This window comes from Mesorhizobium sp. M0185 (genome assembly GCF_040322175.1).
Taxonomy (GTDB): domain Bacteria; phylum Pseudomonadota; class Alphaproteobacteria; order Rhizobiales; family Rhizobiaceae; genus Mesorhizobium.
In genome coordinates, this window is sequence record NZ_JAMYSY010000041.1 from 12,143 (window position 1) to 24,812 (window position 12,670).

The 12,670-nt window shown below is 59.4% G+C and carries 11 protein-coding genes; 8 read left to right on the top strand and 3 right to left on the bottom strand.

The annotated features are described in order from the left end of the window. The first annotated feature begins 427 nt into the window (after window positions 1–427). Genes NKJ20_RS25570 through NKJ20_RS25600 form a run of 7 tightly spaced genes read left to right on the top strand, consistent with a single transcriptional unit; the run spans window position 428 to window position 8,867 of the window. Window positions 428–2,086, top strand: a complete 1,659-nt coding sequence (locus NKJ20_RS25570; protein ID WP_352747894.1) for a methyl-accepting chemotaxis protein — start codon at window positions 428–430, stop codon at window positions 2,084–2,086. Window positions 2,087–2,093: 7 nt separating this feature from the next. Next, window positions 2,094–2,558: a chemotaxis protein CheW gene (locus NKJ20_RS25575; RefSeq protein ID WP_352529197.1), complete on the top strand. Its 465-nt coding sequence runs from the start codon at window positions 2,094–2,096 to the stop codon at window positions 2,556–2,558. Next, on the top strand, window positions 2,558–3,808 hold the full coding sequence (locus NKJ20_RS25580) for a CheR family methyltransferase (RefSeq protein ID WP_352747896.1): 1,251 nt from the start codon (window positions 2,558–2,560) through the stop codon (window positions 3,806–3,808). Before NKJ20_RS25575 ends, NKJ20_RS25580 begins: the two co-directional genes overlap by 1 nt. Further along, complete coding sequence (locus NKJ20_RS25585; RefSeq protein WP_352747898.1) at window positions 3,805–4,524, top strand: chemotaxis protein CheW; 720 nt, start codon at window positions 3,805–3,807, stop codon at window positions 4,522–4,524. The genes NKJ20_RS25580 and NKJ20_RS25585 overlap by 4 nt, the downstream gene beginning before the upstream one ends. After that, window positions 4,521–6,815 carry a hybrid sensor histidine kinase/response regulator gene (locus NKJ20_RS25590; protein WP_352747901.1) on the top strand — a complete coding sequence of 765 codons (2,295 nt, stop codon included), beginning with the start codon at window positions 4,521–4,523 and terminating at the stop codon, window positions 6,813–6,815. Before NKJ20_RS25585 ends, NKJ20_RS25590 begins: the two co-directional genes overlap by 4 nt. Before the next feature lie 22 nt (window positions 6,816–6,837). Next, window positions 6,838–7,860, top strand: coding sequence for a chemotaxis response regulator protein-glutamate methylesterase (locus NKJ20_RS25595; RefSeq protein ID WP_352747903.1), 1,023 nt, complete (start codon window positions 6,838–6,840; stop codon window positions 7,858–7,860). An 11-nt stretch (window positions 7,861–7,871) separates the two neighbouring features. Further along, window positions 7,872–8,867 carry a response regulator gene (locus tag NKJ20_RS25600; RefSeq protein ID WP_031195385.1) on the top strand — a complete coding sequence of 332 codons (996 nt, stop codon included), beginning with the start codon at window positions 7,872–7,874 and terminating at the stop codon, window positions 8,865–8,867. An 852-nt stretch (window positions 8,868–9,719) separates the two neighbouring features. Here NKJ20_RS25600 and NKJ20_RS25605 read toward each other — a convergent pair. The 3 genes from NKJ20_RS25605 to NKJ20_RS25615 all read right to left on the bottom strand — a co-directional run bounded on the left by NKJ20_RS25605 (window position 9,720) and on the right by NKJ20_RS25615 (window position 10,742). Beyond that, window positions 9,720–9,929 (bottom strand): hypothetical protein, encoded by a 210-nt coding sequence (locus NKJ20_RS25605; protein ID WP_352615263.1) that lies wholly within the window; start codon window positions 9,927–9,929, stop codon window positions 9,720–9,722. A 23-nt stretch (window positions 9,930–9,952) separates the two neighbouring features. Then, window positions 9,953–10,225 carry a PDZ domain-containing protein gene (locus NKJ20_RS25610; RefSeq protein WP_352615262.1) on the bottom strand — a complete coding sequence of 91 codons (273 nt, stop codon included), beginning with the start codon at window positions 10,223–10,225 and terminating at the stop codon, window positions 9,953–9,955. Window positions 10,226–10,490: 265 nt separating this feature from the next. Further along, on the bottom strand, window positions 10,491–10,742 hold the full coding sequence (locus tag NKJ20_RS25615; RefSeq protein ID WP_352615260.1) for a DUF982 domain-containing protein: 252 nt from the start codon (window positions 10,740–10,742) through the stop codon (window positions 10,491–10,493). 986 nt (window positions 10,743–11,728) lie between these two features. Between NKJ20_RS25615 and NKJ20_RS25620 the strand changes: the two genes are divergently transcribed. Further along, a complete protein-coding gene (locus NKJ20_RS25620; RefSeq protein ID WP_502902829.1) occupies window positions 11,729–12,445 on the top strand; it encodes a pentapeptide repeat-containing protein in 717 nt (238 codons plus the stop codon). Window positions 12,446–12,670 lie beyond the last annotated feature (225 nt).

Below are 12,670 nucleotides of genomic sequence, written 5' to 3' on the forward strand. Positions count from 1 at the left end.
GCAAGCAGGCCTCACCTGCACGCGCTCCACTTTGACAAGCCTAGGCGCCAATTGCACGGCGCTTCCAGGAGTTCCACCTCGAGCTATGTGCGCTCTCGCGCGAAACAGCGCGCCCCCTTGCCAGGCCTTCGAAGCAATCCGTCGCTGAGAACACGCGCGACTCACGAGCGTTTCAATGGAGGGGAGTTGGTTGCCACGCTCGATGTTGGAGATACTTTCCAGTTGCGGCCGATGCGATCGACCATTGGTTTGGACGCGTACATGCCGTTCGCAGGCGGCTTGTGGGCGCGACGTGAACGGAAAAGAAACGTTTCCAACATTAGATTCCGCGATTCGAATGAATCTCGCCTGTTCGGCATAGTCGCAACGCGGTGCTGGGCTAGTCGTGCCAACAAATCAATTAGCGCCCCTGGCGGAACTGAGCCCGATGAACAGCTTGACGATACGCCGCCGCATACTCGCCAGTTTCGCGGCCGTTCTGGTTGTCATGTCGGTTATGGCCATCATTACATACGTTTGGTTTCTCCAGACGGAGCAAGAAGCGACCAGCGTGGAAAAGGAAACTCTTCCGGACCTCTATCACAGCACCCAGATCATGATGGGACAGATGGATGCCCATAGTCTTCTCCAGGAATATGCTCTTCAGGACAATCCTGCCGACAAACGGGCTTTCGAGGCTACCATCAAGGCGAACCGCGACGCCCTGCAACGGTCGATGGACGAGTATGAAGAGACCATTGAGTCCGATTTGGACAAGCAGAACTACGCTGTCGTCAAGGACCTCGCCGATCAATTCCGCCAAGCCGAAACCGCCGTACTGGATGCCAGTCGTGCCGCGTTGGCGAAGGGAGAGATCCCCAACGAGCGCCCGGCCATCAAGAACAATGTGGAGCCAATCTTTCGGAAATTGCAATCGGCTCTGCAAGCCATGGTCGAGGACCATAGAGGAGAGGCAAACAGCTCGACCCAAAAGATAGGTTCGATCGTCCGCACAGCGAAGTTGGGCCTGATTGCCGGGTTCCTCGTAGCACTCGGTTTGGCCCTTTTGTGCGGCTATCTTCTATTCCGTGCCGTTAGTGTCCCGCTTGGCCGATTGCTCGATCTCGTCCGTGTAATGCGCCTGGGCGACTTCAGCGGGCGCCTCGATTTGAAGCGCAAGGACGAGTTTGACACGCTGGCTGAGGGCTTCAACACCATGGCCGACGATCTCACCACGCTGATAGGCCAGGTTCAGAAATCCAGCATTCAAGTCAACACATCGATAACCGAGGTGGCCGCCACCTCAAAGGAACAGCAGGCAACCGCAAATGAGATCGCGGCCACTACGACCGAAATCCGAGCGACCGCGAAGGAAATCTCGGCAACCTCCAATGAGCTCGTACGAACGATGAGCGAAGTTTCTGCGGTCGCCGAGCAAACCGCCACGCTCGCCACCGGCGGACAAGCAGGGCTGGCACGCATGGAGGCAACCATGCAGCACGTCATGGAAGCCGCCACCGCGATTAATTCCAAACTTGCGATCCTGAGCGAGAAGGCCGGCAATATCAATCAGGTGGTGACCACGATCACCAAGGTTGCCGACCAGACCAACCTTCTTTCGCTAAACGCCGCAATCGAGGCTGAGAAGGCGGGTCAATATGGGCGAGGCTTTGCGGTCGTGGCAACGGAGATCCGGCGGCTTGCCGACCAAACCGCCGTCTCGACATACGACATCGAGCAAATGGTCAAGGAAATTCAATCCGCCGTCGCAGCCGGCGTCATGGGCATGGACAAATTCTCCGAGGAGGTCCGACGTGGCATGCAAGATGTGCAGCAGGTCGGCGGCCAACTCTACGAGATTATTCAGCAGGTCCAGGGCCTGGTACCACGCTTCGAAGTCGCCAATGAAGGAATGCAGGCCCAGGCAACGGGCGCAGCGCAGATCAGTGAGACGCTGATACAATTGAGCGAAGCCGCTCAGCAAACGGTTGAATCCCTCCAGCAATCCACGCTCGCGATCGACGAACTCAATCAGGTTTCGGGCGGGTTACGCAGCAGCATTTCCCGTTTCAAACTGCGGGCGCTGCGAGAGGTGCCTGCGAGCTAGGACGACAATGCTATTCCTCGGGTTCTGTATAGGTAGCGACCGGTATGTGCTGGACATGGAGCAGGTTGAAGAGGTCCTGCCTTACATCGGCGTGAGAAGGCTGCCGGACGCGCCGAACGGCGTAGTAGGCCTAATCAACTGCCGGGGCTTACCCGTTCCCATGATCGATCTCAGCCTGCTTGCGCTTGGCCGCCCTTCGGCGCTGGTGCTGAGCACACGAATCGTTCTGATACGCTATCCAACCAAGGATGGTGAGAACCACCTGCTTGCGCTTGTTGCTGAACGAGCGACCGATATGCTCGAGCGGGATCCTTCTGACTTCGCGCCGTCCGGGATGGAGGCGGGAACTCCGCCCTACTTGGGCCCCGTGGCGTCCGACGATAGAGGACTTGTCCAGTGGGTCAGGGCCGAAGCGCTGCTATCGGACGACATTCGCGAAACGCTGTTCCGTCAGGTCGCGATGAGTTCATGATGTTTGGTGCGGTCGAACAGCTACTGAGGGAAAAGATTGGACTGGACAGCGGCACTGTCGGTCTGTCGGTGATCCGTCACGCGCTCCGGGAGCGGATGTCAGCCTGCCAGATCAGTGAGCTTCAAGATTATTGGCAATTGCTGGCTGGCTCCCCATCCGAGCTCCAGGAACTGATCAACGCGGTTGTCGTACCGGAGACATGGTTCTTCCGAGATCGTGAAGCTTTCACTGCAATGACGCGTCATGCACGGGCGCGCATGCGGCCGGGTCAACCCATAATGCTCTTGAGCCTACCATGTTCGACAGGCGAAGAGCCCTATTCGATGGCGATGGCCATGTTCGATGCTGGTTTCGGAGCACAGGATTTCAAGATTGACGCTGTCGACGTGAGCACGGGCAATCTCGCGGCCGCGGAGCGCGCGGTCTACGGGCGCAACTCATTTCGCGGCGATTTTCTCGAATTCAGAGGGCGCTATCTCGAAGCGGCCGAAGGCGGACTACGGCCTGAGGTGCGGGTCCTGAAGCAAGTCCGGTTCAGGCTTGGCAACCTGTTTGATCCTGCGGCCTCGTATGGGCCGGCACCGTACGACATTATTTTTTGCCGCAACCTGCTGATCTATTTCAACCGAAACCTGCAAGATCGCGCGCTGGTTTGTCTGAAGACCCTCCTCGCGCCAGATGGCCTGCTGCTCGTCGGTCCAGCGGAATCAGGCCTTCCGATTCTGCACGGCTTTGCTTCAGCGCGATTACCCATGGCGTTTGCGTTCACGAACGTGGAGCCGGCTAAGGCGCCCCGGACGGTTGCCCCCTCCAAGTCGCGCTTCGGTCCGGCCACCCCTGCTCCTATCTCTGACGTCAGCAAAGTGCTGAGCCCGATCCGGCCGGCCTCCAGCAATGCAGCGAAAGTGGAGCGCTCCGTCCACCCGTCTGAGCGGGCGGCCCAAAGCCTCGCTTCTGTAGAACGCACCGCCAATGCCGGACGAGTTGCGGAAGCAAAGGAACTCGCGCTGACGCATCTCGGGGAATACGGTCCCTCGCCGGAAATCTTCTATCTGCTCGGGCTAGCTCAGGATGCAGAAGATGCGCGTTCCGAGGCGATCCAGAACTATCGCAAGGCCCTCTATCTCGAACCCCGCCATCAAGAAGCCCTCGCGCATCTTGCGCTGCTGCTTCGCAAGCAGGGTGACATCGCCGGTGCCGAGGCACTCACCGGGCGGCTCGGTCGCATTGGGAAAAGGAGCGGCACTTGACGTCAGCTGAGCCCGGTAGCGCATCATCGGTGCCGGACATCGCCATCGGCGACTGCTGGCGGCAAATAGGCGTTCGTGGTGACAGATCGTGCCCTGAACTGGAGCAGCATCTCCACTGCCGGAACTGCCCGACCTATAAGGAAATCGCACGGAACCTCCTGAACCGTCCGCTGCCGCCCGGCTATCGGGACGAGTGGGCCCGACATTTTGCCCAGGCAAGGACCGATGAACCAGTCGGGAATGCCGAGGGCATTGCATTTCAGACGGTCGTTGTCTTTCGTCTCGGCGAGGAATGGCTGGCGCTTCCGGTTGGCTGCTTCCAAGAAGTGGCCGAGCTGCGTAGCATTCATTCGCTGCCACACCGCAGGAACAGTGCGGTTCTCGGCATCGTCAATGTTCGAGGCGAATTGCTGGTTTGCGTTTCGTTGGCCAAACTGCTCGGAGTAGACGACCGCAAAACGCGGGTACAGGACACGCGGACCAAGGCATTTCCGCGTCTTATCGTCGTCGGCAACAGCGACAAGCGCGTTGCTTTTGCTGTGGACGAAATGCACGGCATTTATCGATTCAAACAGAGCGACAAGCTTGCCGTGCCTGCTACCGTTGGCAAGGCGTCCTCGACCATGACGGCAGCCATGGTCTCGTGGCGAAGGGGCGCGGTCGGTTGTCTGGACGAGGCGCTGCTGCTGGCCATGCTCGATCGAGCTATCGCATGAGCGGCGCGGACTACAGCCAATTTTCGATGCTCGACCTCTTTCGGGCCGAATTGGAGACGCAGTCGCAGGCCCTGACGTCCGGTCTGCTAGCGCTCGAACGCGATCCCGTGTCCGCCCAGAGTCTCGACGCTTGCATGCGGGCTGCCCATTCGCTGAAGGGGGCGGCCCGGATCGTCGATCTGACGCCGGCGGTGGAAGTTGCGCACGCGATGGAAGAGTGCCTGGTCGCCGCACAGCGGGGGCGTCTCAGCCTGAGTCGCGAGCACATCGATACACTTTTGAAAGGCGTCGATCTCCTCGGATCCATAGCCAGTGAGCCTGCCTCGGCCGATGAGAGCGCCAAACTGGAAATAGCCGGTTTTCTGCTGGCGCTTGAGCAGGCATCCTCCCCATCGACAGCCAAGGTGCTTACAGTATCAGAGACGGAGCTCGCCGGCTCAAATGCTGCCCCGCAGGAGGCGCCGTGGGCCTCTTCGGCGAAGGAAACGGGCGTCCTCGCTCGATCGGAACCACTTCTTCAACCTTATGGCGGCGTCGGTTCCGACCGTATGGTGCGGGTAACGGCCGATAGTCTAAACCGCTTACTAGGGCTTGCCGGTGAGTCCCTGATGGAGGCTCGTCGCCTCAGGCCGTTTACGGGCGGCCTACTTCGACTGAAACGGATTCAGTCGGATCTGGCCATTGCCTTCGACGTGCTAGGCGACGCACTGGCCGAGATTCCTAAGGACGATCGGGCGGTGCAAGCACTGGCAGAGGCGCTGCAAAAACTTCGGCTGAGCCAGACGTTCCTCGCAGAGCGCCTTGACGAATTGGACTCGATTGACCGCAGAGCCACTGACCTTGCGAACCGACTCTATGACGAAACGCTGGCGAGTCGCATGCGCCCCTTCGAGGATGGCGTCCGGCACTACTCAAGGACGGTGCGCGACCTTGGCCGAACCTTGGGGAAGAACGTGCGGTTAGACATCGTCGGGGGCTCAACTGGCATCGATCGCGACATCCTGGACCAACTCGAGGCACCACTCGGCCATCTCCTCCGCAATGCTGTCGACCATGGGCTCGAAACGACCGACGAACGTATAGCAGCCGGCAAATCTGAAGAAGGTGTCATCAGGCTCGAAGCACGGCACAATGCGGGCCTGCTGCAGATAATCGTCGCGGACGACGGAAGGGGAATCGATCTGAACAAGCTGCGCGAGACGATCGTGGCGCGCGGCCTGACGACAGAGGAGACCGTCGGCAGACTTGCCGAAGCGGAATTGCTCGAATTTCTGTTTCTGCCAGGCTTTTCGATGAAAGCGACGGTTAGCAACATCTCCGGACGCGGCGTGGGGCTCGATGCCGTACAGGCGATGACCAAGCAGGTCCGAGGCCTCGCAACCGTCTCCTCAGAGTTCGGCTTCGGAACCCGATTTCAACTACAGCTGCCGTTGACCTTGTCGGTGCTCCGCACGCTGCTCGTCGACATTGACGGAGAGCCATACGCCTTCCCGCTCGCAGGCATCGCCAGCACGATAAAGTTGCCGCGCACGCGCATCGAACTGCTCGAAGGCCGGCCGCATTTCCGCTTCGAGGATCGACAGATCGGACTAGTCACCGCGCACGAGGTTCTTGACCGCGCCGAGCCGCAAGCAGACGCCGATGAACTTTCAGTCGTTCTGATTAATGGTGATCACGGTGAAACCCACGGGTTGATTGTCGATCGCTTCCTGGGCGAGCGCGAGTTGGTGGTCCGGCCGCTAGATCCTCGCTTTGCCAAGGTCAAGGACATCAGCGCGGCGGCGTTGATGGAAGATGGTTCGCCCGTGCTTATCGTTGATGTCGACGATCTGATCCGATCAGTAGACAAGCTCGCGTCATCCGGCGGCCTACGCACCTTGCGGCGTGGCACTACCAGCCCCGATCTTAGGAGGCGCAAGCGCGTTCTGGTGGTCGACGATTCTTTGACGGTACGTGAGCTCGAACGCAAGCTGCTGGACAATAACGGCTATGAGGTCGAGGTGGCGATTGATGGTATGGATGGATGGAACGCCATACGGTCTGAACCATTCGATCTTGTTATCACCGATGTTGATATGCCGCGCATGGACGGCATCGAACTGGTGACCTTGATGAAGAAGGACAGCCGGCTCGGGAACACCCCGATCATGATCGTGTCGTACAAAGATCGCGAAGACGATCGCAGGCGAGGTCTGGACGCCGGCGCGGACTACTACCTGACTAAAGGGAGTTTCCACGACGAGACACTGCTCCATGCAGTCGTCGACCTGATCGGCCAGGCGACAGAATGAGGCGCAGCGTGTGTATCCATCAATGAGGATCGCTATCGTCAACGATATGCCTCTTGCGGTCGAGCTTCTGCGGCGATTGGTTGTATCAACCCCGGAACATCAGGTGGCCTGGATCGCCGTTAACGGGCGTGAGGCAGTAGAGGCCTGCCAACGAGACCTCCCGGACCTGATCCTCATGGACCTGGTGATGCCGGAAATGGATGGCGTCGAGGCTACGCGCAGGATCATGGCGAAGACGCCATGCCTGATTCTGCTGGTCACGGCGAGCATTGAGGCCAACATTCCTGGTGTCTATGAAGCAATGGGGTATGGCGCGCTTGACGCGGTCGACATCCCCTCGATCGGCTCTGACGGCCCGGGGTCCGGACGGTCCGCACAGCTTCTCATCAAGAAGATAACGACGATCAGCAAACTCGTACGTGACGCGCCGTCTTCAAATTGGGGCACACGGACATTGCCCCCGTCTGTGTCATCGGCACAGCACCTTATTGCCATCGGCGCGTCTGCGGGCGGGCCCGCAGCTGTTGCCGCGATCCTCGGCGCATTTCCGAGCAATTTCACGGCCGCAATAGTTCTCGTACAGCATCTCGATGCGCAGTTCGTACCCGGTTTTGCAAACTGGCTCGGCCAGCATGCGGCACTTCCAATCCGTCCGGCACGCGAAGGAGATGAGCCCGAGGCCGGCACCGTTTTAATTGCGGCCACGGCTGATCATCTCGTCTTCAAGTCAGCCCACAAGCTCGGCTATACCCCGAAGCCGCACAACAACGTCTACCGTCCCTCCGTAGATGTATTCCTTGAGAGCGCCGCGCAGTGGTGGCCGGGTGTCGTGATCGGTGTCTTGCTCACGGGCATGGGTAGAGATGGTGCCCAAGGGCTCAAGCTGCTACGCGACAAAGGGCATTTGACAATCGCTCAAGACAGCGCGTCGAGTGCGGTCTATGGGATGCCCAAAGCCGCCGCTGCCATCGGTGCCGCTGTCGAGATCCTACCGCTTGACTCAATCGCCCCGCGCCTAATCGAGGCGTGCGGCCCATCTTGCTGAAAGGTTATTCTATGACGGGCAAATCCAATCTCGTCTCACCCCTGGCAGACAATTACTCGTCAATGGTTCTGCTGGTGGACGACCAGATAATGATCTGTGAAGCGGTCCGGCGCGCGCTCGCAAACCAGCCGGACATAGATTTCCACTTCTGCACCGATCCGCTCAAAGCGACTACAGTTGCCGACGAAGTGAAGCCAACGGTCATCCTGCAGGATCTTGTCATGCCGGGCGTTGATGGGCTGGACTTGGTACGGCAATACCGAAAGAATTCCTCGACGCATTCTGTCCCCGTCATCGTGCTGTCAAGTAAAGAAGATCCGGCCATCAAGGGCGAGGCATTCGAGGCCGGAGCGAACGACTATTTGGTCAAACTGCCGGACCGTATCGAGTTGGTCGCTCGTGTCCGTTATCACTCCCGGGCCTATCTTGACCACGTTCAGCGAGAGGAGGCATACAGGGCCCTGCGAGAAAGCCAGCGGCAATTAATGCGCGCGAATCTCGAGCTGGAACGTCTCACACGGATTGACGGTCTCACAGGTCTGGGAAACCGGCGCTACTTCGATGAATATCTCGCGGCGGAATGGAAGCGCGCGGTCCGCACGAAGAGCCCGCTGTCGTTGTTTATGATCGATGCCGATCACTTCAAGCGCTACAACGACACCTATGGCCACATGGCAGGCGACGAGGTGCTGAAGCAGGTCGCCAGTGTAATCCAAAGCAGTTGCAACCGCTCGACCGATCTCGCGGCGCGCTACGGCGGCGAAGAGTTCGTCGTGGTGGTGGTCGATATTTTGCAGGCGCAGTCGGGCGCTATGGCCGAGCGGCTCGTGCAGAGCGTGCGAGCCTTGAGCATTCCACACGGTTCTGAGCGGGTGACAATCAGCGTCGGTGTTGCAACCATGGTGCCTGATGAGAACCACACGCCAAATGACCTCATCAAGGCGGCCGATCTGGCGCTCTTCCGCGCCAAGTCGGAAGGACGGGACCGTGTCGTGTATTACGACTAAAGGTAAGGGTGCTTTACGGACGGGCTTACAGCTCGTGCAGTTTAAAGGCTTGGTGATCGCCGAACGGGACCCCTCGATTGTCAACCGGGCAAGCGAAACAGTTCAAAGTCAGTTCCATTTCTGGATAACTGCTGTTCCGCGGACCGGAACCTCAAACACGAGTTCGTTTTCGACGGCTACGCCTCCGACGCTTATGCGCCTGGTCCAGTCTAATCTAGGACATCCCTCGCCCCTTTTGGCGCGAAATAGACTTGCGCAACGCGCCCGCCCGGATACGCCCACCGATCTCCTTGCGTGAAGGTGATCCTCACGTCAGGGTATCGGACGCCGCAGCCGATGCGGGAGGCTGGTGCGATGGAGGACCACTGCTGGCGAAACCTTAAAACCTTACGATCACAGGCTGCTTGTCAATTGATCAACCGCCTGCTCAGCACGCGGGAGCGTCTTCGAGATAGGGGAGCCGCTTGAGAGCAGTGACTAATGAGCCGGAGGAGTGTGCCCGGCACGAGTAGGGGGTCGGGCGGAGCATCGTGCCGGGCCTGGGCAATCCCCAGCAAGCGCCGGCTCCATGCGCCTATCTCAAAGGTGACCGTCACAACGACAATATCCGTATAGGTGCCGGACAGCGGCGTCGACCATCCGCACCGCTATTTGAGACTGTAGTGCACCCTGCCAGAGATATGCTCGATATCAAAAGCCCGATGGCCAATGCGTTGCTTGCGAATGATCGCTGAATGCCAACCTGATTCTGTTTCATACCCGTCACCTCAACTGACAATAGTGCAGGCTAGATGGGGAATACGGCGCGAAACAAGGGAGCGCCTCTTCTTTGGTTCGGCCGATCGCTTCTAGTCAGCAGCTGCGGGCCAGCCGCATCGCCTGCAAAGCCAAATCGTACGTGATAGGCTGATCGCGCAGCCATGGTCCGAACTCGCCATGAGGCACTGACGCCTTGACCGCGAGCATCCTCTTGCCGAGTGCGATCAGTTCCTCGCGGCTGCGCTGGCGCTTGGTGAAGCCCTGCCGGCCCTTTTCAGCCTCGCTGGCGTCCGCCTTGGCCATCCGGGACCGAATACTCCTTTGCGTTAGCGAGCTCTCCCGGAGGCGCCGGTAAGGATCCCAGCTAGCGCATGCCCCTGATGAACGCGGCCGCGCAGCTCATTGACGATCGCCATGTATGCGCCGAGCGGGATCGCGTCGAAAACCTCGAGCACGGCGGCCATGCCCTGCTCCACTAGGTCCGGACCGGCCAGCAGCAAGTCAGAGACGGCCGTCAGGCTGCTTTCTTCGGTGAGCGCGTGGTTCGCCGCGGCCCTCAGCCAGGACACGCAGGACCAACCGTGCATGCTCAGCGCCATGATTGTCGATCAGCCGGCGGATGGAGCCGACGGCGCGCGTCTGGCCTTCTTTCGGATAGCGGCCCTTGGGGACGATCTCTACGTGGAATTCGCCACAGAGCGCGTCAACTCGCGGGTCGACGTAGAGTGCAGATCCGCGGCTCCAGCCTCTCGCGCAAGCATTCGGCGTCTCCGCATGATCGACGCACGATGTTTGCACAAATGTAATGGCCGCTGCAAGAGTGATGCACGATGGACAGTGGTGGGGCACGCGTTGACGAGACGGTTAAGCGTCCAGGATTTTCGCTTCTTTGGCGGCGCTGAGAAATGCCACGCGCGCTACATCCGGTGCGCTGCCGCCGCCGAGCACCTTCATGCACGCCATACGAGCTTGGATGCGGCGGCCGGTTTCTCCAATGGGCCAGCGGTAAAGCAGCATTTCGGCGGCTTCGCGGGTGCTCGAAACACTGACTTTGCCCGAGGACAGCAAAACGGTCACGGGCTCGTCGAACGTGCCGACGTCTCGTTCGCAGGTCATATGCTGGTCTCCTTTCGCAACCTCCCCAAGACCTTACGGGTGAACCCTCCGTTCCGTTGCGTCACGTTTGTCCCGGTGGGCGAACATTCTGTGAGGATGGGACCTCGTCCAGAGCGCGGGCTTGATCGCTCAGATTAGACTCGCCAACCCGTTGCGGTCCTCAAATAGCGAGAACCGTCCTTATCGTTACGAGCCCGCTATGCCTTGGTCAGTTGCCGGCGCTGATATCGGAAACGAAGCGCGGAAGGGCACTCTGCCGCCCAGAGTAACCGGCCTGCACGGTGAAGACGAGAAGGACGCTCTTCCAAGCGCGGAGTTCGAATCCTCCCTCACCGCCATAAGTCATTGTTTACATCAATAAAAATACAAGAATAGGTTGGGCGCCCGCCATAAAGCCCGCCTACCGAAAACGGGGTATTCGCGGCACGTCAGCTTACGACACAAATATGCCGGGTTGATGGTTCGACCTGGTAGATGGCAGAGATCAACTTCGGCCTCGCTAAGCGAAGTCGTGGGGTTCATGCGACAGCGGAATCAGGATACGCGACGAGCACCCCGTGCCGGGTCAACCTCGCCGTCGGGAAGTACCGATCGGTGCGGAACCAAGCGGATTCACGCTTGTCGGCAGCGGACGCCGGCGGTGGCGATCAGCACCCGAGCAGGCTCCTCATTAGCGAGACAAACGTCCAGAGCGGAGGCCAATCTTGGCACGCGACCGCGCCATCCTGAACGACCGCTCTCCTCGGCTTAGTCAAGCATACCTACGGAATGATGCGCCTGGCCGGTGACAAATGAATCTCTGCTGGACCGCCGATGATATGGGGAGGCGCTCGCAAATCGCGCCCTACGCGCGGGTTGATCGGTTGATTAACATCAAAGCTTGAATATGAGAAATGCGCCAACTGTGACGGCGGTGGTCACCGTGGCTCGAGTGTCAGCAGATGTGGTAAGGTTGAGTGTCGGCGAGTAGCAGAGGTCCAGCAACAATGACTTTGAGGCGAACCAGAGCTTACGGCGCATCCGGCTTGGTTCTAGCGGTTTGCACTGTGTTTGCTTGGCAGAACGCCACTGCTGCTCACAATTGCCACGCAGCCGCGACGCCTGGCGTCAATTGGCACGAGTGTGACAAGAAGCTTCTCATGCTAGAAGGACAGGACCTGAGCGGGGCGAACCTGTTCGGTGTTGATTTCACTTCGACCGACCTCAGGAACACCAATCTCCGTGCGGCAAATCTTGAGAAGGCAACGCTTGTGCGTGCTTCCCTGGCCGACTCGACCGCCAAAGGCGCCCGGTTCGACAGAATCGAGGCCTACAGGACCGACTTCAGCCGTATGGACGCGCAGGGCGCTGTGTTTGCGAGCGCGGAAATACAGCGCTCGAATTTCCAGGACGCCAATCTGACCAATGTTGATTTCACAAAGGCAGAATTGGGGCGTGCGCAGTTCCATGACGCCGATATCAGCGGCAGCCGCTTCTCGTTTGCCAATCTCGCACGGGCGGACTTCCGGGGAGCGACGTTCACCGCGCCGATAGACTTTGACCGCGCCTTTTTCTTTCTGACCCGTATCGAGGGCGTCGACCTTTCCAATTCGGTGGGTCTGTCCCAGTGGCAGCTCAACATGGCTTGCGGAGACGCCCGGACCGAGTTGCCTTCTGGCTTGACGAGGCCTGAAGATTGGCCCTGTCAATTCCAGCAGGAATAGTTGTCGGCAAGCGAACTGTGCAATGCTGCACCCGACAGGATGAAACTGAGAACCCCTATGTCATCGTTTGCGCTATATACCTTTTGCGACAGCCGGGAGCGGATGAATGGAATCGGGCCGTATTTCTCCCACTACCCACGCGGTCCGAGGCGGCAGAAATGGGGCCGAGCAGACCGTCCGCTGCTAGGGTACCCAGCACGCGAGCGGACATGTGAGAGCTCGGTG